The sequence below is a fragment of the uncultured Microbulbifer sp. genome (assembly GCF_947489355.1).
In the GTDB taxonomy this organism is placed as follows: Bacteria; Pseudomonadota; Gammaproteobacteria; order Pseudomonadales; family Cellvibrionaceae; genus Microbulbifer.
The window spans coordinates 28,411-49,622 of record NZ_CANLDD010000030.1; the positions used below are offsets into that span (position 1 = coordinate 28,411).

A 21,212-nucleotide genomic window follows, 5' to 3' on the forward strand; every position below is an offset into this window, starting at 1 on the left:
CCCCTCCTATTGGGATTTGGTTTTCTGGTTTTTGCTGTTGGACATTCTCGCAATACGGTCGCGAATCAGATCAAAGGTCCGGTGCTTCTCCGCGGGCTTATGCTTGAAATTCTGTGTGATCAACTTTTTATCAGCCAGGGCGGCCAGGGCAAACTCCGCCCCGTGGCAGTTCAGGCAGACGGGCAGCATTTTTTCATTGGGACGGAGGTTGTGGTTCTGGTTGTGGTTGACCATGATTTGACCGTCACGGGGCTCCCGTGGAAGGTGGCAGCTGGCGCAACTGACACCATTTTCAGGATTGTTTTCCCAGGTACTGAAATGGGGGGAGTCCCTGTAGGCCAGACTGTGCTCGTCACTGTGACAGCCAAGGCAGGCTTCCACTGCGGCATAGTGCACATTGACTGAATGGGCGTCGTGGCAGCTGATGCAGTTCAATTCCCCCGAGGCATCCGCCTGCATGGGGATTCTTGCCTGTAGTGGTGACATGGCCCCGGTGCGCTCAACAAGCCCGTGTGAAAGTTTGGAGGACAGGCGCATCCCGTGTTTGCCCTGGATAAAGGATTCCCTCTGTTCGCTGTGACAGCTTGCACACTGCTCCACCACGTCAAGGCTGCTGAATTGCTGTTTGTTGTCGGTGTGGCAGTGACTGCAGTTGACCGTGGATCTGGCGTGCGCACTTTGCGCCCAGGCCGCGCGGATATCCGCACTTGAGCCGCTTTTCAGATCCAGGTCAGCTTGTTCCGGTTGCAGTGGTTGTTTGTGCGGGTGTTCCTGCAGCCACATCTGCATCGCGGTTCGGGCGGGCAAATGGGCATCCTCCAACAAATCCGGCTGCCCTTCATGGGCAATCAGGAAGTCCTCGTAGAGCGTACCGTTGTCGTGATAGTTATGGCAGCCGGAACTGGCACAGGTTTCGAAACCGAATTCTTTATGGCTATTGCGTTCCTGTGCAATATCGCTGTGGCAATGAAAGCAGAAGTCCCCAGCCAGGCTGACGCCCATCTCGCGGGTAATTTCCGGTTTGTGCTCGGTGTGGCAGCTGATGCACTGGCGCGCATCGAGTGTCTCCAGTAGCTGCGCATTTCTCGGATCGAGAAATTTTTTTCGCGGGTGGGAATCATCGGCCAGTTCCAGTTCCTCGGCATGGCAATTCAGACACGACTGTTGCATGGCCTCCTCGCCCGCAAAGCCATCGGTATGGCACGACATGCAGTCCAGCTCTATCTGGTGGTGCCCGTGGCTCATTTCCCCGGTGATAAACAGGGATTTGTCGGCAACTTCCAGGTTATACGCAGCCAACGAACCCACGGCCAAGGTTAGCAGCAAGCCATAATGCCAGAATTTAAATTGATAGGATTTCATTTAAAAATAATAAACCGCAAGAATATGATAGGAGAGCAGTACCGGCAGTGCCCACAGCAGGGCATAGTGGACACGAGACCACCATTTGCGGTGCTCGCGTAGTTTCAGGTCTGTCCAGTGGTGGTTGCGTGCCATAAACACACCGACAAGCGAACCGGTTGCGGTCGCGGTGAGAAAAACAAGCATCAGTGCCAGGTTCAGGCTTTCTCCCAAGCGGAACCCCGTGTGAACCACAAGGGCAAGAAGAGATATCAGACCAATCACACTGTGCGCATAGCGCCAGTGATCCATATGGCCAAGAGTGAATTTCTTCCAGCGTTTTCGTACGCTGAGCGCTGCTGTCAGCAGGCACAGAACAAGAATGGTGTAGCCGGTAACCTGCTTCCAGAAATTGTCGTACCAGAGTTTCTGCCAGGAAAAGGCTGTTTGTACCGTATCGGGAACCGGTGCAGCCGGCATCAAAAATGCCAACGCAATAAGGAGCAGGGACAATGCGGATGTGATTAGTATCCCCCTGGCGTGACGCATCACCAGATTGGGGGCAGGAGTATCCAGTAACTCTGCCATCAGCGGGCGGCAGCTGCCGCATACGGAGCCGGCGGTTGTGGCCTGCTGCAATTCATTCAGGGAGCGCTTGCCCTCGGATATGGTTTTGCACAGGTCCCCTTTACTGACTGAGTTGCACTGGCAGACCAGGTAGCTATCGGGGAAGTGCTTGATACTGGTGGCCGTCTGTTTTCCAAACAGACGGCCTGTGTTTGCGAAGTTCTTAAGAGTGCGCTGGTTGACTTTTTCCTGCTGTGCTACAGCCTGGCGCAGGTCGTTGGCCTCATCCCAGCTGCCGATATAGACTGCGCCGAGAATACGTCCATTTTTGACAAACAGTTGGCGATACACTCCTTTGAAACGATTGCGGTAAGCGTCTCTTTGTAAGTTGTGCTGGTACTCGATATTGTCTACAGCAACGTCGCCGATAATGGCACAGGGGATGTGGGCGATCTTGAGCTGGATGTCGGTATAGCTCCCGGTATAGGGGCGCTGTAACAATGCTCCGCCGTGATTGCGACGAATATGGGAGCAGCAACTCTCCACCTGCTCATAACCGGGGCGTACCAATTGGTAAATTTTTTGATCAAATTCGGCACATTCGCCCACGGCATAGATGTCGGGGTCGGAAGTTTGCATCCATTTATTGACAACAATGCCGCGTTGTGTATCCAATCCGCTCTGTCGCGCGAGCGTGACTTCAGGCTGAATCCCGGTACACAACACTATGGCATCTACACTCAGGGTTTTGCCACTGGCAAATCGCAGCCTGGACTTTTTGCCATCCGCTTCGATCGCTTGCAGCGAATCGCCCATTTTGAGATTTACACCGAGCGCAGAGAGCGAGGACTTCAGGAATGCTTCGCCCTCTTCGCCAAGCAGGCCACTGAGCAAATACCCCCGCGACTGCAAAGTGACCGTGTTCTTTGGGGTTTTTAACGCGGTTGCGGCTTCAAGTCCCAATGCACCGGCGCCTATGACGCAAATATCGGCGTGCCGATCACGCAGGCTGACCAAATCATTGGTATTACGCAGGCTGCGAAAGGGGTAGACAGTGGGAAGATCGGTGCCGGCAATCTGGGGAATGGCCGGATTGGAGCCGGTAGCCAGAATCAATTTGGTGTAAGGCTGTGTATTTCCCGCAGCGTCGGTCACAGTTTTTTGAGTGCGGTCAATGGAGAGGATTTTTCGGTCGATATATTCGGCCAGCCTGTGGTCACGCCTGCCAAGAATGGGGTTGTCCAGCTCCGCCAGTTCCACATGGCGGGACAGGTACTGTGAAAGTTTTACCCGGTTATAGGGCGATTCCGTCTCGGCCCCATAGATAACAACTTGCGCCTCATCACAAAACTCCAACAGTTTTTGCGCACAGCGGACACCAACCGGCCCTGTGCCCACAATAACGTAAATTGGATAGCTGTTATTGCTTGTGTACGTGTTATCTGGTGAGTATTGCTGAACAGGTGAACTGTCTAGTTCAGTCATACATCCCCCCAAGTCCTTCAGCTTTCGCCACGGGTCCGACTGTTATTCTTTTTTTAAACCACAAACCTTTGAACACCAATTAGATCCACATCCCACAGGAAGATTTTTTTTTAAACTCTAATTCCTCTATATTTAAACAAAATTAAATAAACGTCTAGTGTTGAATGAGGGCGATGAAGAAAAGGCTGTTTAGGGAGTTTGGTGCGGTAGGTGACGCTATCTGGTTGTCACCGCATACTTTTGGAGGTGGAAAGGGGGAAATGTCCAATGAGGTGTTAATCGATTTATTTTGTAAAGTGAAGCTTTCGGTCAGTTTTTGAGCGTTTGTGAATGGGTTTCGCGGGGTGGTGGCAAAGGGGCTGAAGTCATGCGGCCCCATCCCTGACGGCTGCACAAGCTTTTAGCGGTCGGGCCCTGCATTACACAGTGTTGCGTAGCGGCCGGGTCTTGCCTGATTACAAAAGTAGGTCAGTCACGGCTTACCCCCGGATATTTTCACGAATAATCCTCAGGATGGCTGGTAAAGAACGTAGAGCTCCTTTTCCTCCAGGGCCGTGCGGCGGGTTAGTGCCTCCCCAACTTTCTGATAGTCTATTTTAAAATCTCGAACCATTTCCGGGGTAAAAGCTTCGTGGTTGTACTGCTTGCAGAACTGTACAACCGTATTGGCGATTTCGTTCATATCGGAGCGGAAATCCTTCACCACCTGTAGGGTGTGGGTATCGCCGGCGAGCGTCTGCTCCAGGTAAACATAAAAGCGCACGTTTTCCTTGATCAGGTGGGCCTGGAAGGTGGATTTGAACTGGGTAAGTAGCTGGGACAGCTGGCGATAATTTTGCTGCTCATACCCCTCTGACCAGATGCGCTGGAAAATGCCGACCAGTTTCCGATGGTCGTCTTCCAGGGCCTTGATGAGTGTGGGGTCGTAGGAGATGGTCCGGCTCCCCTTGGCGCTGGTGTAGGCGCTGCGGGTGTATCTCTCTTCGAGATCTGCGCTGTCTCTCGACTTGTCACTTCGGAACATACCGGAAAGAAAGCTAAGCATGTGTCATACCCTTGATAGAGATTATGGATTGGTGCGTTGTGCGAGTGTGTTGTTCCGCGGATGTGGGGAGTGCCCAGTGGGGTCGGCACTGTTTCGCCCTGGCCGGGAGTGGCGGATTTTACATTGGATGACAGGCGCTTTGATGCCGAATAGAGACCTGATTCAGATGGGATACGAAAGATGAGAGGTGTATCACAACTCCGGGGCAGGAGCTTATTGCATTCTCAAAAGATTGATAAAGCCCCTGTGTTTACGGTTGATGAAAAAGAATAAACCCGGCACTGCCGGGCTTATTCTTGATTTGTCTAGCGCTGATCCAGGGGGGTATAGTCGCGCTGGGTGTGGCCGGTGTAAAGCTGGCGAGGGCGGCCAATCTTGTAGGGGTTGGAGATCATTTCATTCCAGTGGGCAATCCAGCCTGCAGTGCGGCCGGTGGCAAAAATAACGGTGAACATATCGGTGGGGATGCCGATGGCTTTCATAATAATGCCGGAGTAGAAATCCACGTTCGGGTAGAGTTTCTTTTCCACAAAGTAGTCGTCTTCAAGGGCGATCTTCTCGAGTTTCCTGGCGATCTTCAGCAATGGGTCATGCTCGACACCCATAGCACCGAAAACCTCGTCACAGATACCCTGCATGACGCGGGAGCGCGGGTCGAAGTTTTTATAGACGCGATGGCCGAAGCCCATCAGGCGGAAGGGGTCGTTCTTGTCTTTGGCGCGCTTCACAAACTCATCGATACGGCTTTCATCACCGATCTCCTGCAGCATATTCAGTACCGCTTCGTTGGCTCCACCGTGCGCGGGCCCCCACAGAGCGGCAATGCCGGAGGAAATGCACGCAAATGGGTTGGCGCCGGAGGAACCGGCCAGGCGAACGGTAGAGGTAGAGGCGTTCTGCTCGTGGTCTGCATGCAACAGGAAGATGATATCCATCGCCTTGGCCACAATCGGGTCAATCCTGCTGGACTCACAGGGGTTGCCAAACATCATGTGCAGAAAGTTTTCGGAGTAGCTGCGGCTGTTGTCCGGGTACATAAAGGGCTGGCCGGTGGAGTGCTTGTAGCACATGGCGGCCAGGGTCGGCATTTTCGCGATCAGGCGGTGTGCGGAAATTTCGCGGTGTTCCGGATTGTTGATGTCCAGGGAGTCATGATAGAAGGAGGCGAGGGCGCCGACCACACCGCACATCATGGCCATGGGGTGGGCATCGTAGCGGAAACCCTTAAAGAAACTCACCAGGGATTCATGCACCATGGTGTGTGACAGGATGGTGTCAACATATTCCTTTTTCTGTTTGGCGCTGGGCAACTCCCCATTCATCAGCAGGTAGCAGGTTTCCAGATAATCGGACTGCTGTGCCAGTTGCTCAATAGGGTAGCCGCGGTGTAAGAGCTGGCCTTTGGCGCCATCGATAAACGTGATTTTGGATTCGCAAGCAGCGGTGGATACGAAGCCCGGGTCATAGGTAAACAAGCCCTTGCCGGTCAGGCGGCTGACATCGACCACCTCGGGGCCGAGGGTACCGGAGAGAACGGGCATCTCAATAGCGCCGTCAATACCATCAACCGTGAGTAGCGCTTTCTTATCGGACATTGCGGACTCCTAAAAAACTGTTCTTTTGGCGGCCCTTCCCCAGAGTTCTCTTGGGTTGGCAGCCTTTTGAGCGGGGCCAAACTTAAGTGCCGGACCGTAAATTGTCAAACCAAAAGGGGTGGACGGCCAGTCTGGCTGCGGCAGGATATCCGGTAACAGGGCGGGCTCCCTGGAGCTTTTATCTGAAGGGAGGCATAAAAGTCTACGGAAATCCTGTGGTCCCAGGGGGCTATTTGCAGGGACCCCCAAAGCGGGCCTGTTTCAGGGCATTCGTTGTGTTTTGACTATCGAGTGCCTATAATCCGCGCGGCTTGCGCCACGGTACGGCTACTTTTGTATAAGACTCACCCGGGTCGAGTGCGAAGTGATCAGCAAGCAGCTCGCCCCTCCATTGAAAAGCTAACGGGCGCCCGGTCGTTCAGGGCAACAAGGTGTTTTTCCTGTGAACAAAAACAGACCTGTCAATCTAGATCTTTCCACTATTCAGCTTCCCGCTGCTGCTTTGGCTTCGATTTTGCACCGCATTTCCGGCGTTGTGCTCTTTGCGGTCGTCGCGCTGTTGCTCTATTTGCTCGATGTCAGCCTGAAATCGGCGCAGGGTTTCGCCGATGTGGCGGCCGTATTCAACAGCATACCTGCCAAGGTCGTGTTGTGGGCTTCCCTGGCCGCCCTTATTTACCATCTGTTGGCCGGTGTGCGTCACCTGTTGATGGATTTGGGCATCGGTGAGAGCCTGGAAGGTGGCCGCCGCAGCGCTGTCACGGTGCTGGTGCTAAGCGTCATTCTTATTCTACTGGCGGGGGTATGGTTGTGGTAAGAACAGTAACAAGCTTTGGCCGTAGCGGCACTTTCGACTGGTTGTACCAGCGCGTTACCGCGGTGGTGTTGATCGCGTATCTCCTCTTCATTGTGGGCTTTATTTTCCTCGCAAAAGATTTTGGCTACCAGGCCTGGTCGGAGTTGTTCGCCCAGCGCTGGATGCGTGTGTTCAGTCTGGTGGCCCTGCTGTCCGTCATTATTCACGCCTGGATCGGCCTCTGGTCTGTTGTCACCGATTACATCACTAATCGGGTGATGGGGGGCAAAGCCACGGCGCTGCGCCTGTTTGTGGAAACGGCTCTGGCTGCAATTGCCGTGTTGTACACGGTGTGGGGCATCGAAATTCTCTGGGGTGTATAAACGATGGCGAACATGCGTACTATTTCCTTTGACGGGGTTGTAATTGGCGGCGGCGGAGCCGGCATGCGCGCGGCACTGCAGATGGCCCGCTCTGGCTACAAAACCGCTGTCATCACCAAGGTCTTCCCGACCCGTTCACACACGGTGTCCGCCCAGGGCGGTATCACCTGCGCGATTGCCAGTGCCGACCCGAATGATGATTGGCGCTGGCATATGTACGACACGGTAAAGGGATCTGATTACATCGGTGATCAGGACGCTATCGAATATATGTGTTCAGTGGGTCCCGAGGCGGTGTTCGAGCTGGAGCATATGGGCCTTCCTTTCTCCCGTACCGAGGTGGGCCGTATCTACCAGCGCCCGTTCGGCGGCCAGTCAAAAGACTACGGCCGCGGGGGCCAGGCTGCACGCACTTGTGCGGCGGCAGACCGCACCGGGCACGCTCTGCTGCACACCCTTTACCAGAACAATATCAGGCACAATACCGAGTTCCTGAATGAATGGTTTGCCATTGACCTGGTGAAGAACCAGGACGGGGCTGTTGTCGGTGTGATCGCTTTATGTATCGAAGATGGCGAGATCGTCTTTATCAAGTCCAGGGCGACAGTGTTCGCCACCGGTGGCGCCGGTCGAATCTACGCCTCCACCACCAATGCCCATATCAATACCGGTGACGGTGTGGGGATGGCCCTGCGTGCGGGTATGCCGGTGCAGGATATTGAGATGTGGCAGTTTCACCCCACCGGTATCTATGGTGCCGGCGTACTGGTGACCGAAGGCTGTCGCGGTGAGGGCGGCTACCTGATCAACAAGGACGGCGAGCGCTTTATGGAGCGCTACGCGCCCAATGCCAAAGATCTCGCCGGTCGCGATGTCGTGGCCCGCTCCATGGTGCTTGAAACGCTCGATGGCCGCGGTTGTGGCCCCGAGGGCGACCACGTATTGCTGAAAATCGACCACCTGGGAGAAGAATTGCTCAACAGCCGTCTGCCGGGTATCTGCGAGCTGTCCAAGACGTTTGCCCATGTGGATCCGGTGAAGGCACCGATACCCGTGGCACCCACCTGTCACTATATGATGGGCGGTATCCCCACCAATGTGCACGGCCAGGCCCTTACCCAGGATGCGGCCGGCAATGACCATATCATCGACGGCTTCTACGCTTGTGGTGAGGTGGCCTGTGTCTCGGTACACGGTGCCAATCGCCTCGGCGGCAACTCCCTGCTGGACCTGGTGGTCTTTGGCCGCGCTTCCGGCCTGTTTATCGAGAAGGCCCTGCGCGAGGGGATTGAGCACCGCGAAGCCTCCGAGTCCGATATCGAAGCCGCCATGGCACGCCTGAACCGCCTGGAGATCAGTGAGACCGGTGAAAAGGCCTCCGATCTGCGCAAAGAACTGCAGGGTGTGATGCAGAACCATTTCGGTGTATTCCGCCGCGGCGACTTTATGGCGGAAGGTGTGAAGAAGCTGGCGGGTCTGCGCGAGCGTATTGAGGCGGTGCGCCTGGACGACAGGAGCCGCGCCTTCAATACCGCCCGTATCGAAGCGCTGGAGCTGCAGAATCTACTCGAGGTTGCCGAGGCCACAGCGATTGCCGCCGAAGCCCGCACCGAGAGCCGTGGCGCCCACGCACGCGAAGACTTCCAGGAGCGTGACGATGAGAACTGGTTGTGTCATTCCCTGTATTTCCCGGCGGAAAAACGGGTTGGCAAGCGTGCGGTAAACTTTGCCCCAACCACCATGGATGCCTTTGAACCAAAAGCTCGGACCTACTGATTCGGGAGCGGAATAGAGTATGTTGAAAGTAAGCATTTACCGTTACAACCCGGAAACCGACAAAGCGCCTTATATGCAGGACTACGAGTTGGATACCCAGGGCAAGGATCTGATGGTGCTGGACGTGCTGGAGCTGCTCAAGGCCGAGGACGCGACCCTGTCCTTTCGCCGCTCCTGTCGCGAGGGTGTATGCGGTTCCGACGGGATGAATATCTCCGGACGCAACGGCCTGGCCTGTACCACGCCCCTGTCGGAAGCGGCACCGAAAAATAAACTGGTGTTGCGTCCACTACCGGGTATGCCGGTGATCCGCGATTTGGTGGTGGATATGGAACTGTTCTACGAACAGTACAAAAAGATCGAGCCGTATCTGCAAAATGATACCCCGGCGCCCGCCATTGAGCGTCTGCAGTCCCCGCAAGAGCGTGAAAAACTCGACGGCCTGTACGAGTGTATTCTGTGCGCCTGCTGCTCCACCGCCTGTCCGTCCTATTGGTGGAACCCCGACAAGTTTATCGGGCCGGCCGGGTTGCTGCAGTCCTACCGCTTTCTGGCGGACAGCCGCGACCTGGCCACCGACGAGCGACTTTCCAACCTGGACGACCCCTTCAGCGTATTCCGCTGTCACAGTATTCAGAACTGTGTGAATGTGTGCCCAAAGGGATTAAATCCCACGCGCGCTATTGGCCATATCCGCAACATGCTATTGACCCGTGCGGTATAGGGGACAGGGTCGCCCTGCCAGTGTCCGCCCATTGCGGACCGACCGGGTAACGTACTGATCCAATGACATCAAGCCGATAAACCGGCATTCAATTGAAAAGGGGAGGTGGCTTTAGGCGCCTCCCCTTTTGTGAGTGAAAGGAAAGGCAGTGGCGTAAGCGATGAGAAGCGCACTGCAACTGAGGTAGGCATTAACATGCACGAAAGTACCATGGAGCAGCTGTGGCGCAGCTCCCATATCTCCGGGGGCAATGCCGCCTACGTGGAGGCGCTGTACGAGATCTATTTGCACGATGCCAACGGGGTGCCGGAGGAGTGGCGCAATTACTTTGACAGCCTCCCCCGAGTGGGGGGAAGCAATGATGTTTCCCACGCTGCGGTGCGCCAGCACTTTGAACTGCTCAGCAGGCACCGCGCGCGCCCGGTTGTGGCGCCCGGCTCCGGTTCCGTGAATATCGAGCACGAGCGCAAGCAGATCAAAGTGCTGCAATTGATCGAATCCTACCGCCACCGCGGTCACAAAAAGGCCACCCTGGACCCGCTCGGCCTGATGGCCCGTGAACAGGTGCCCGACCTGCAGCTGAATTACCACGGTCTTACCGAGGGGGATTTTGACACCACCTTCAATACCGGCAGCCTCTTTATCGGCAAGGAAGAGGCGACCCTGAGGGAAATTATCGAGAATCTGGAGCACACCTACTGCGGTAACCTGGGTGCAGAGATTATGCACCTGTCCAACCTCGAAGAGCAGCAGTGGCTCCAGCAGCGCCTGGAGCGCAGCCAGTCCAGGGCCAATTTCGGCAACGACATTCGCATTGAAATCCTGCAGCGTCTCTCCGCAGCGGAGGGGCTTGAGCGCCACCTGGACTCCAAGTACCCGGGCACCAAGCGCTTCGGCGTGGAGGGCGGGGAAAGCCTGATTCCCATGATGGATGCGCTGATTCGTCGCTCCGGCACCTATGGTGTGAAGGAAATCGTCATCGGCATGGCCCACCGCGGTCGCCTGAACACCCTGGTGAATATTCTCGGCAAAAATCCCACAGACCTGTTCCAGGAGTTCGAAGGCAAGAAGACCCTGGATACTTCCGGTGATGTCAAGTATCACCAGGGCTTCTCCTCCAACGTGATGACCCCCGGTGGCGAAGTGCACCTGGCGCTGGCTTTCAATCCCTCGCATCTGGAAATCTGTGCCCCGGTGGTTGTCGGCTCCGTGCGCGCCCGCCAGGATCGCCGCAAGGATGGCACCGGTGAGAAGGTCATGCCCATCAATATCCACGGTGATGCGGCGTTTGCCGGTCAGGGTGTTGTGCAGGAAACCCTGCAGATGTCCCAGACCCGCGGTTACTACACCGGTGGCACGGTACATATCGTGCTGAACAATCAGGTGGGTTTTACCACCAGTAAGCGCGAGGACGCTCGCTCCACCGAGTACTGTACTGACCCGGCCAAGATGATTGATGCCCCGGTACTGCACGTCAACGGCGACGACCCGGAAATGGTGGTGTTGGCGACACTGCTGGCGGTGGATTACCGCTATGAGTTCAAGAAAGACATTGTCATCGACCTGGTGTGCTACCGCCGCCGGGGCCACAACGAGACCGATGATCCCTCCGGCACCCAGCCGCTGATGTATCAGGCGATTCGCAAGCACAAGACCACCCGTACGCTGTTTGCAGAGAAGCTGATCAGCCAGGGTGTTCTGGACAAACCGGCGGCAGACAAGCTGGCCAATGATTACCGCGACAAGCTGGATGCGGGCGAAGACGTGGCCACCGGCCTGGTAAAACAGCCGGATGCTTCCATGTTTGTGGATTGGAGTCCCTATCTGGGTCACGACTGGCAGGAGCCTGCGGATACCGGTTTTGCCCTGCCGAAACTGCAGGATGTGGCCAACCGCATGACCACCGTGCCCGACGGTATTGTGATGCAGCGCCAGGTCTCCAAAATTTACGATGATCGGCGCAAAATGGCCGCCGGCGCTCTGCCGCTGAACTGGGGCATGGCGGAGACTTTGGCCTACGGCACCCTGCTGGAGCAGGGCTGTCTGATCCGCTTCACTGGTGAGGACGTGGGACGCGGTACCTTCTCTCACCGCCATGCGGTGATTCACAGCCAGAAAGACGGCCAGTGCTATGTGCCCCTGCAGCACATGTTTGAAGACCAACCGCCATTTTATATCTATGACTCCCTGCTCTCGGAAGAGGCGGTACTGGCCTTTGAATACGGCTACTCCACCACTACACCGAAATCCCTGGTGGTGTGGGAAGCGCAATTCGGGGACTTCGCCAATGGTGCCCAGGTGGTGATCGACCAGTTCATCACTTCCGGTGAGCACAAGTGGGGGCGTATGTGCGGCTTGGTGTTGATGCTGCCACACGGTTATGAGGGCCAGGGTCCGGAGCACTCCTCAGCGCGCCTGGAGCGCTTTATGCAGCTGTGTGCCGAGCACAATATCCAGGTGTGTAATGCCACTACGCCTGCGCAGATCTTTCACCTGCTGCGCCGCCAGGTGATCCGCCCGATGCGCCGCCCACTGGTCATTATGAGCCCGAAGTGGATTTTGCGTCACAAGCTGGCCACTTCCAGTCTGGAGGCGCTGGCGGAGGGGCGTTTCCACACTGTGATCCAGGATCAGGGCGTGGACCCGGCCAAGGTCAAGCGTCTGGTCCTGTGTTCCGGCAAGGTGTACTACCACCTGCTGGAGGCGCGTCTGGAGCGCACGCAGGAAGATGTGGCCCTTGTGCGTATCGAACAGCTGTACCCCTTCCCCGACGAAGCATTCGTGGAGGCGGTGTCCGTGTACAAGAATATTAAAAGTGCCGCCTGGTGCCAGGAAGAGCCCATGAACCAGGGCGCCTGGTACCACAGCCAGCACCATCTGCGCCGCCTGCTGGCGGAAACGCACCCCAAGCTGGACCTGGAATATGTGGGCCGCGCGCCCTCAGCGGCCCCTGCGGCGGGCTATATGTCCACGCACCTGGAGGAGCAGAATAAGTTCATCAACGAGGCGCTGACCGTCAAACAACGACGGCAGTCAGTAAAGCAGAGTCAATCTCAGGAAACAGGAAAATGACGATCGAGATTAAAGCGCCAACTTTCCCGGAATCCGTCCAGGACGGCACAGTTGCCACCTGGCATAAAAAACCCGGTGAAGCCGTGTCCCGCGATGAACTGATCGTGGATATCGAAACCGATAAAGTGGTACTGGAAGTGGTTGCGCCGGCAGACGGCGCCCTTTCCGAGATCCTCAAGGATGAGGGCGATACCGTGCTCTCCAATGAAGTGATCGCCAAGTTTGAGCCGGGAGCCGGCGCCGCAGCTACTCCGGCAGAAGAGCAGGCCGAGGCGCCTGCCGCCGAAGACGCAGTGCCCGCCGCCGGTGAAAAAATCACCATGCCCTCTGCCCGGAAGATGGCAGCGGAAAAGGGCCTTGACCTGGCCGGTGTGGAAGGCACCGGTAAGGGCGGGCGCATTCTCAAAGAGGACGTAATGAAGGCCGGCACAGCACCCGCGGCTGTGGCGCCTGTGGCTGCTGCTGAGGTGGCAGTTGCTGCGGGTGAGCGTGTAGAGAAACGCGTACCCATGAACCGTATGCGCAAACGCATTGCCGAGCGCCTACTGGACGCGAGTCAGTCCACCGCCATGCTCACCACCTTCAATGAAGTCAACATGCAGCCGGTGATGGACCTGCGCAAAAACTACAAAGCGCTGTTTGAGAAAGTCCATAACGGCACCCGCCTGGGCTTTATGGGCTTTTTCGTCAAAGCTGCAGTAGAGGCCCTGAAACGCTTCCCAGCGGTAAACGCTTCTATCGACGGTAACGATATCGTCTACCACGGCTACCAGGATATCGGTGTGGCGGTATCTTCCCCAAAAGGGCTGGTAGTGCCGATCTTGCGCAATGCTGAGAATCTGGGCCTTGCGGATATGGAAAACCGTATCCGCGATCTGGGTACGCGTGCCCGCGACGGCAAGCTCTCCATTGAAGAGATGACCGGGGGCACCTTCACCATTACCAATGGCGGCGTGTTTGGCTCCCTGCTTTCCACCCCGATCCTGAACCCGCCGCAAACCGCAATCCTGGGTATGCACAAAATCCAGGAGCGTCCCATGGCAGTCGATGGTAAGGTGGAAATCCTGCCGATGATGTACCTGGCACTGTCTTACGATCACCGCCTGATCGACGGTAAGGAAGCGGTTGGCTTTCTGGTGGCCATTAAAGAGATGATCGAAGATCCGGCGCGCATTCTGCTCGAAATCTGAGCGCCTTTGTTCAGGGGCCGCCCCGGCGGTTCCCTCGATCACACTGAATTTAGAAAAATCTGGAACTGATCATGTCGGAAAAATTTGACGTAATCGTAATTGGCTCTGGTCCCGGTGGTTATGTCGCTGCCATCCGTGCCGCTCAACTGGGTCTGAAAACCGCCTGTATCGAAAAGTGGAAGGACAGGGAAGGGAAAAACGTAAACGGTGGTACCTGCCTGAATGTGGGTTGTATCCCATCGAAGGCTTTGCTGGACAGCTCGTGGAAATATCACGAGGCCAAGGATACGCTCGGTGTGCACGGCATCTCGGTTGGCAAGGTCAAGATGGATGTCAACAAAATGATCGAGCGCAAGGAAGAGATCGTCAACAAGCTGACCGGTGGTGTGGCCGGCTTGTTCAAGGCCAATAAAGTGACCTCCATTTTTGGCACCGGCAAATTGCTGGCGAACAAAAAAGTGGAAGTGACTGATGATGAGGGCAAGTCTGCGATCTTTGAGGCGGAACATGTGATTCTGGCTTCCGGCTCTGTACCTGTGAACATTCCGCCCGCCCCGGTGGACAACACGGTTATCGTGGATTCAACCGGCGCCCTGGAATTCACCGAAGCACCCAAGCGCCTGGGTGTTATCGGCGCTGGCGTGATTGGTTTGGAGCTGGGCTCTGTCTGGAGCCGCCTGGGTTCCGACGTTGTGGTTCTGGAGGCGCTGGACAAATTCCTGCCAGTGATGGACCAGCAGATTGCGAAAGAATCCCAAAAGATTCTCAAAAAGCAGGGCCTGGATATCCGCCTTGCCTGCCGTGTTACCGGTTCTGAAGTGCAGGGTGGGGAAGTGGTTGTCACCTACCAGGACAAAGACGGTAAGGAGCACAGAGAAACCTTCGACAAACTGATCGTTTGCGTGGGCCGCCGCCCCTACACCGAAGGCCTGCTGGCCGAAGATGCCGGTGTGAAGATGGACGAGCGCGGATCTATCTATGTCAACGATCTGTGCATGACCTCCGCACCGGGCGTTTGGGCGGTTGGCGACGTGGTGCGCGGCCCCATGCTGGCACACAAGGCTTCTGAGGAAGGGGTTGTGGTTGCCGAGCGCATCGCCGGCCAGAAGCCCATGATGAACTACGACGTGATCCCCAATGTGATTTACACCCACCCGGAAATCGCCTCGGTTGGCCGTACCGAAGAGCAGGTTAAGGCCGATGGCGAGCCCTACAACGTGGGTAGCTTCCCGTTCGCGATCAACGGTCGTGCCATGGCGGCCAATGATACTCAGGGCCTGGTAAAAATTATCGCCCACGCGGAAACTGATCGCGTATTGGGTGCCCATATTGTCGGCCCGTCCGCCGCAGATTTGGTGCAGCAGGTGGCGATTGCGATGGAATTCGGTTCCAGTGCCGAGGATATCGGTATGACCGTATTTGCGCACCCGACTCTTTCCGAGACCGTGAAGGAAGCGGCCCTTGGTGTGAATGGCCATGCGATTCACGCCGTAAACCGCAAAAAGCGCAAGTAAGCGCAATGTTCGATCGCGGGGCAGCCAATTAAAAGTTAAGTGGCTGCCCCGGTTTCATTTGCGGAATTCAAAATTTGCAGTGGTGTAAAGGTTGAATTTTGTCTTCAGGTGCAGAGTAATCTGCAATTCATAAACACATGTTAGATGTGAATTGGTATTGACTATGAACTTGCATGAGTATCAGGGCAAACAACTGTTTGCGGCATACGGATTGCCGGTTTCCAAAGGCATTGCGGCGGAAACCCCGGCAGCGGCAGTAGCGGCGGCTGACGAGATTGGTGGTGATAAGTGGGTGGTTAAAGCCCAGGTACACGCGGGGGGTCGCGGTAAAGCGGGTGGTGTAAAGCTGGTAGATTCCAAGGCGGAAATTGAAGAATTTGCCAAACAATGGCTGGGTGAGCGTTTGGTAACTTACCAGACAGATGAGAATGGCCAACCGGTAACCCGCATCCTGGTTGAGAGCTGCACCGATATCGATCAGGAACTCTACCTGGGTGCGGTTGTGGATCGCTCCACCCGTCGTATCGTTTTTATGGCGTCCACCGAAGGCGGCGTTGAAATTGAGAAAGTCGCGGAAGAAACCCCGGAAAAAATTCTGAAAGCGACCATTGATCCACTCGTGGGCGCCCAGCCTTACCAGGGGCGTGAGCTGGCGTTTAAACTGGGCCTGAACCCGACCCAGGTTAAGCAGTTCACCAAGATCTTCCTGGGTCTTGCGAAAATGTTCCAGGAAAAAGATCTGGCCCTGTTGGAAATCAATCCGCTGGTGATCACCACCGAAGGCAACCTGCACTGCCTGGACGCCAAGGTGGTGATCGACGGAAACGCCCTGTACCGCCACGCTGACTTGCGCGAAATGCACGATCCTTCCCAGGAAGATCCGCGCGAATCGCATGCGGCCAGGTTTGACCTGAACTACGTAGCGCTCGATGGCAGCATCGGCTGTATGGTCAACGGTGCTGGCCTGGCTATGGGCACTATGGACATCGTGAACCTGCACGGCGGCAAGCCGGCCAACTTCCTCGACGTGGGCGGCGGCGCCACCAAAGAGCGGGTTGTGGAAGCGTTCAAAATCATCCTCTCAGACGAGAACGTAAAAGCCGTACTGATCAATATCTTCGGCGGTATCGTTCGCTGTGACATGATTGCCGAAGGGGTGGTTGGCGCAGTGAAAGAAGTGGGTGTAAAAGTGCCGGTTGTGGTGCGTCTGGAAGGTAACAACGCAGACCTGGGCGCCAAGGTGTTGAGCGACAGTGGCTTGAACATTATCGCGGCCACCAGCCTGACCGATGCGGCTCAGCAAGTGGTTAAAGCTGCGGAGGGTAAATAATCATGTCAGTACTGATTAATAAAGACACTAAAGTCATCTGTCAGGGCTTCACCGGCTCCCAGGGGACTTTCCACTCCGAGCAGGCGATTGCGTACGGCACCAAAATGGTGGGTGGTGTGACGCCGGGTAAAGGCGGCCAGACTCACCTGGGCCTGCCGGTATTCAACACCGTGAAAGAAGCCGTGGCAGCCACCGGTGCAGAGGCCTCGGTTATCTACGTGCCCGCGCCCTTTTGTAAGGATTCCATCCTGGAAGCGGCCAATGGCGGTATCAAGCTGATCGTTTGTATCACCGAAGGTATCCCGACATTGGATATGCTCGACGCCAAAGTGAAGTGTGATGAATTGGGTGTGCGCCTGATCGGCCCCAACTGTCCGGGTGTGATTACTCCGGGTGAGTGCAAGATCGGCATTATGCCAGGTCACATTCACAAGCCGGGTAAAGTAGGCATCGTTTCCCGTTCCGGCACCCTGACGTATGAAGCAGTGAAGCAGACCACCGACTACGGTTTCGGCCAGTCCACTTGCGTGGGCATCGGTGGAGACCCCATTCCCGGTTCCAACTTCATTGATATCCTGGAAATGTTCCAGAAGGACCCGCAGACCGAAGCCATCGTAATGATTGGTGAAATCGGCGGGACCGCTGAAGAGGAAGCGGCGGCTTACATCAAGGAAAGCGTCACCAAGCCGGTGGTTTCCTACATCGCCGGGGTAACCGCGCCTCCGGGCAAACGTATGGGCCACGCCGGTGCGATTATCTCCGGGGGCAAAGGCACTGCGGATGAGAAGTTCGCCGCTCTGGAAGACGCCGGTGTAAAAACCGTGCGCTCCCTGGCGGATATTGGCAGCGCTCTGAAGGAAATTGCTGGCTGGTAATAACCACCGGGCAATTCCCCACCAGTGAAAAAGCCGTTTCATCCGAAGCGGCTTTTTTTTGCGAAGTCATCGGAAATGGAGGATAAGCGCTTTATTGAATAGGGCCTGGTAGAGGTAACCGGATGTTGGTCATACTCCTGTATTCATGGGAGTTTATCTTATGGCATCACCTTGACTGCCAGGCAGTCCCAATTCCCCTTAAACCGGGTGTATTGATACCAGCGCTGCATACCCAGTCCTTTTCACCGGATGAGTAGGACACGAATGGGCAGAATCTGTTCAGAGAGCGTCTTCGATTGACTTTCTATTGTATCCACTAATAGTGCACAAATGTACTACCTGTGGCGCAGCGCTGTCCAACTGGGCGTGCAAAGGGGGATACGGTTTAAACTGGCCGCAAACTCTGTTTTGATGGTGGGGTCCGCTTTGGCATTCCACATAGATATCTCATAGGTATTGGTTGTACCACTGATGCATTATGGCTTTTTGGCCTATTTCACTGGAGACAATTCATTTTCTGTTCAGGGTATTTACACTATATTCCTTGCAGGTTTTTCATGGTGCATCGGTAATTGGTTCGGAAGTGATGCTATGCGTAGTTTGTCCCTTTTGATTTCTCTCGCTTTATTTTCCATTCCTTCGCTAACCCATGACAGTTCCCTGGCTACAGATGAGCTGCGTCAATGAAAGAGAGAAGTAATTAGGCTGCGTAAAGAATTCCACAGTGCTAATGGCAGTAACGCCGGTGGGGAAGAGGTTCGCAAATTAAAGAAAGAGGTCATTCAGCTGAGAAAAGAGTTGCGTACTTTGCAGAATCTGATCGTTAGCTTGCAAACAGCACTGGAACAACAGCCTGTCACGGTGGTTCAACCGCCACCTACTGAAGAGCGCCCCAATTGGACCTGTTATATGCAGGACATAAAGTTCGGGGGTATATATTCTCAGGGGTATTCCTGTGCAGAAGCCAAAGGAAAACTACTGGAAACGTGTACTACGCGTGGTGGTACCTGTTCTGAATATAAAGACAGCTGCTCGACAAAATAGTTGCTGCCCATGAAGGGGCCTCTGTATTACAGGCTGCGTTGAGTTTGGTTTTTCGTTGGATGGTGATCAGAAGATAAAACTACAAATTTTCTTAGATCACTGTTCAGTCATTTGTGTTAATGCTTTTTAGCCTATTAAAATCTGCGAGGTGTCAAAGATGATTTGAGCCAGATTGCTGTTTGATTTTCCTGTAAGAGAAGCTTAACTCCTTTCTTTTTTTGCTTCTCATATAGAGTATTTTTGAGCGATGACATAAACCATTGCCTGTTCAATATCTCAGTATAATTAAATATTGTTGAGTTGGAGATCTATACGTGAAAAAATCTATAATAAGAACAACCCTTCTTCTATCCATTTTATTCGCGTTGTTTGGTTGTAGTGGCGGGAGCTCCGGAAGCCCAGATGGCAACGAAGTGCCAGATGAGAATGGGGATACAGCCCCTCCGGTCACTGGTGGTTCTGGCAGTGATATATCCCCCCCGAGAGTGACCCTGACACCAATGAGTGGTAGCGAGATTGGTTTGAGTGCAGCGATACAACTGGATTTCAGTGAGCCACTGACGCTGCAGAATGTTGCTTTGTCTGGATCTATGGCAAAGCTAGGAGAACTGTCTCAAGTTGATGGTGATACTTTTGTTTTTCAACCGAGTGAGCGTTGGTCAGAATTATCTGAATTGACTTTAGTCGTTAATGCTGAAGATGCAGCGGGCAATAAAATGGAAGCATTATCTGCCAGTTACTCTATTGACAATACTGCACCATTTTTGGTGCGTATCACCCCTGAAAATATTCGCCTTGAAAAGAATGACAGCATTCAAGTGGTATTCTCCGAGGCCATGGATATAGGAAGCCTTCAATTGACTGGCTCACTGCTGGATAATGAGTATAAAATCTCATGGTCAAAAACACATTTAGAAAATGACACACTAACTGTCATGGCTGATGAGCGCTGGGTATCTGGCCAAGAGCGCGCAATCAGCATTACTGCAAAGGATTTGGCAGGTAACGCAACTACCACACTGACAAACCGTTTTACGGTGCCTCTGTATTTTGAGAATTTTGATGCTGCAAAGGTTGTGATTGGACAAGATGATTTTTCTAGCAGCACGTCAGGGATTAACGCCAAAAATTTCTCATATTACCCTCATGGAGATGTAGCAGTTGATGGAGATGGCAGGTTATTTGTAGGGGATACTTCCCTCAATCGAGTTTTGGTGTTCCACTCTATTCCCTCTGTGAATGGCGCATCTGCAAATATGGTCATAGGGAAGGATGATTTGGACACCACAAGGTTGTCAGATAGCAGGCAGCTGCTACAGAGACCTGCTGAGATTAGTTTTGATCGTGGCAGGCTGCTTATAGCGCAATCTGAGCCAAGATTGCTTTCTATTTACAATAATATACCGGAGGACGGAGGGGCAATTCCGGCTTTGAATATAAAGCCCAGGGGAGGGGATAATATTGATTGTTGGAATGCGGCGGGGTTTGATCTTTATTGGGGGGCATCTATTGCTGATGGTAAGCTCTTCGCTACCGATGAGATCAATTCCCGTGTATTTATATGGAGCGCCGTACCAGAAGACAGTGGTACTCCTGCAGATTTGATTGTTGGGCAGTCAACTATGGAGCATTGCTTTTCCAATGATAGGAATCAAGATGCTACCGTATTTCAGCCTTCAGCACAAACGCTTGCGCTTCCATCAGATGTTTGGAGTGACGGCGAAAAAATGGCTATTGTAGATGGTGGTAATAACCGTATTTTGCTATGGGATAAACTACCGGGTAATAACTTTACAGCCGCAGATATCGTTTTAGGTCAAGCGTCTTTTTCTGACAAAAAAGTGTATTCTTCTTCTGACGAGGAGGCTGACGGCCCCATAAATGAAAAGACTTTGAGTGAGCCTTCAACTGGAATCTGGTCTAATGGAGTACAACTGTTTATTGCAGATGGTAATAACAATCGAGTTTTAATCTGGGATCGCTGGCCGGAAAAGAATTTTGCACCGGCAGATTATGTTTTGGGGCAAAGTGATTTTTACGGTTCGATTGAGAATGATGCCAATCAGAATGGAATTGCTGATCCAGGCGAATTGCCGAATGCTTCGACATTTAAATCACCTACTGGAATTTTTGCTTATAAGGATACGCTATTTATTACTGATTCAGGGAATGGGCGAATTCTACTGTTTAAGTCGCGTTAATTTTACATCCACTGCTGGGCTGCCTGTCGCGGCCTTCAGGGGCTGCTTGAGTAACGGTATTAAACGCCGCCTCAGCCAAGTGGCCTTATGTATTTATCCAGGCGATCTTGGAAGTGGATCGTCAGTTATGACTTAATTTCCCACATCATCCTTGATCCAGTCCTGTATAATTTTTCAGCCAAATACGTAATTTTATTGCGCGGATTCAACCTTGAAGCGCATACCATTTATGCGGCTTGTGCCGCCAAGTAATTATCCATTAAATCTTCTGGTG

At 54.1% G+C, this 21,212-nt stretch carries 14 protein-coding genes; 10 read left to right on the plus strand and 4 right to left on the minus strand.

Translation table 11 applies throughout. The annotated features are described in order from the left end of the window. Positions 1–6: 6 nt before the first annotated feature. From Q1A48_RS12740 to gltA, 4 genes are all read right to left on the minus strand, one after another. Positions 7–1,362, minus strand: coding sequence for a cytochrome c3 family protein (locus Q1A48_RS12740; RefSeq protein WP_299945399.1), 1,356 nt, complete (start codon positions 1,360–1,362; stop codon positions 7–9). Beyond that, positions 1,363–3,393, minus strand: coding sequence for an FAD-dependent oxidoreductase (locus Q1A48_RS12745; protein WP_299945402.1), 2,031 nt, complete (start codon positions 3,391–3,393; stop codon positions 1,363–1,365). A gap of 508 nt (positions 3,394–3,901) precedes the next feature. Beyond that, positions 3,902–4,438: a hemerythrin domain-containing protein gene (locus tag Q1A48_RS12750; RefSeq protein WP_299945405.1), complete on the minus strand. Its 537-nt coding sequence runs from the start codon at positions 4,436–4,438 to the stop codon at positions 3,902–3,904. Between the two features lie 305 nt (positions 4,439–4,743). After that, positions 4,744–6,033: a citrate synthase gene (gene gltA, locus Q1A48_RS12755; RefSeq protein WP_299945408.1), complete on the minus strand. Its 1,290-nt coding sequence runs from the start codon at positions 6,031–6,033 to the stop codon at positions 4,744–4,746. Between the two features lie 442 nt (positions 6,034–6,475). Between gltA and sdhC the strand changes: the two genes are divergently transcribed. The 10 genes from sdhC (at position 6,476) to Q1A48_RS12805 (ending at position 20,938) form a co-directional block, all read left to right on the plus strand. Next, complete coding sequence (gene sdhC, locus Q1A48_RS12760) at positions 6,476–6,850, plus strand: succinate dehydrogenase, cytochrome b556 subunit (RefSeq protein WP_299945411.1); 375 nt, start codon at positions 6,476–6,478, stop codon at positions 6,848–6,850. Continuing rightward, positions 6,844–7,212 carry a succinate dehydrogenase, hydrophobic membrane anchor protein gene (gene sdhD, locus Q1A48_RS12765; RefSeq protein WP_299945414.1) on the plus strand — a complete coding sequence of 123 codons (369 nt, stop codon included), beginning with the start codon at positions 6,844–6,846 and terminating at the stop codon, positions 7,210–7,212. Before sdhC ends, sdhD begins: the two co-directional genes overlap by 7 nt. A 3-nt stretch (positions 7,213–7,215) precedes the next feature. Further along, positions 7,216–8,988, plus strand: coding sequence for a succinate dehydrogenase flavoprotein subunit (gene sdhA / locus Q1A48_RS12770; protein ID WP_299945417.1), 1,773 nt, complete (start codon positions 7,216–7,218; stop codon positions 8,986–8,988). A gap of 19 nt (positions 8,989–9,007) precedes the next feature. Further along, the gene (locus tag Q1A48_RS12775) at positions 9,008–9,712 is read left to right on the plus strand and encodes a succinate dehydrogenase iron-sulfur subunit (protein WP_299945420.1); all 705 of its coding nucleotides are present in this window, start codon (positions 9,008–9,010) and stop codon (positions 9,710–9,712) included. 195 nt (positions 9,713–9,907) lie between these two features. Beyond that, the gene (locus Q1A48_RS12780; RefSeq protein WP_299945436.1) at positions 9,908–12,784 is read left to right on the plus strand and encodes a 2-oxoglutarate dehydrogenase E1 component; all 2,877 of its coding nucleotides are present in this window, start codon (positions 9,908–9,910) and stop codon (positions 12,782–12,784) included. Then, on the plus strand, positions 12,781–13,974 hold the full coding sequence (gene odhB / locus Q1A48_RS12785) for a 2-oxoglutarate dehydrogenase complex dihydrolipoyllysine-residue succinyltransferase (RefSeq protein ID WP_299945423.1): 1,194 nt from the start codon (positions 12,781–12,783) through the stop codon (positions 13,972–13,974). Before Q1A48_RS12780 ends, odhB begins: the two co-directional genes overlap by 4 nt. Before the next feature lie 71 nt (positions 13,975–14,045). Further along, positions 14,046–15,488: a dihydrolipoyl dehydrogenase gene (lpdA, locus tag Q1A48_RS12790; RefSeq protein ID WP_299945426.1), complete on the plus strand. Its 1,443-nt coding sequence runs from the start codon at positions 14,046–14,048 to the stop codon at positions 15,486–15,488. A 163-nt stretch (positions 15,489–15,651) separates the two neighbouring features. After that, positions 15,652–16,818, plus strand: coding sequence for an ADP-forming succinate--CoA ligase subunit beta (gene sucC / locus Q1A48_RS12795; protein WP_299945429.1), 1,167 nt, complete (start codon positions 15,652–15,654; stop codon positions 16,816–16,818). Positions 16,819–16,820: 2 nt separating this feature from the next. Further along, a complete protein-coding gene (gene sucD, locus Q1A48_RS12800) occupies positions 16,821–17,693 on the plus strand; it encodes a succinate--CoA ligase subunit alpha (RefSeq protein ID WP_299945432.1) in 873 nt (290 codons plus the stop codon). A 1,358-nt stretch (positions 17,694–19,051) separates the two neighbouring features. Then, positions 19,052–20,938 (plus strand): Ig-like domain-containing protein, encoded by a 1,887-nt coding sequence (locus Q1A48_RS12805; RefSeq protein ID WP_299945434.1) that lies wholly within the window; start codon positions 19,052–19,054, stop codon positions 20,936–20,938. The last annotated feature ends 274 nt before the right edge of the window (positions 20,939–21,212 follow it).

Excerpts from the sequence above, each read along its gene's own strand:
- Q1A48_RS12740 (WP_299945399.1), bottom strand. The coding sequence starts at position 1,362 with ATGAAATCCTATCAATTTAAATTCTGGCATTATGGCTTGCTGCTAACC.
- Q1A48_RS12745 (WP_299945402.1), bottom strand. The coding sequence starts at position 3,393 with ATGACTGAACTAGACAGTTCACCTGTTCAGCAATACTCACCAGATAAC.
- Q1A48_RS12750 (WP_299945405.1), bottom strand. The coding sequence starts at position 4,438 with ATGCTTAGCTTTCTTTCCGGTATGTTCCGAAGTGACAAGTCGAGAGAC.
- gltA (WP_299945408.1), bottom strand. The coding sequence starts at position 6,033 with ATGTCCGATAAGAAAGCGCTACTCACGGTTGATGGTATTGACGGCGCT.
- sdhA (WP_299945417.1), top strand. The coding sequence starts at position 7,216 with ATGGCGAACATGCGTACTATTTCCTTTGACGGGGTTGTAATTGGCGGC.
- Q1A48_RS12775 (WP_299945420.1), top strand. The coding sequence starts at position 9,008 with ATGTTGAAAGTAAGCATTTACCGTTACAACCCGGAAACCGACAAAGCG.
- Q1A48_RS12780 (WP_299945436.1), top strand. The coding sequence starts at position 9,908 with ATGCACGAAAGTACCATGGAGCAGCTGTGGCGCAGCTCCCATATCTCC.
- odhB (WP_299945423.1), top strand. The coding sequence starts at position 12,781 with ATGACGATCGAGATTAAAGCGCCAACTTTCCCGGAATCCGTCCAGGAC.
- lpdA (WP_299945426.1), top strand. The coding sequence starts at position 14,046 with ATGTCGGAAAAATTTGACGTAATCGTAATTGGCTCTGGTCCCGGTGGT.
- sucC (WP_299945429.1), top strand. The coding sequence starts at position 15,652 with ATGAACTTGCATGAGTATCAGGGCAAACAACTGTTTGCGGCATACGGA.
- sucD (WP_299945432.1), top strand. The coding sequence starts at position 16,821 with ATGTCAGTACTGATTAATAAAGACACTAAAGTCATCTGTCAGGGCTTC.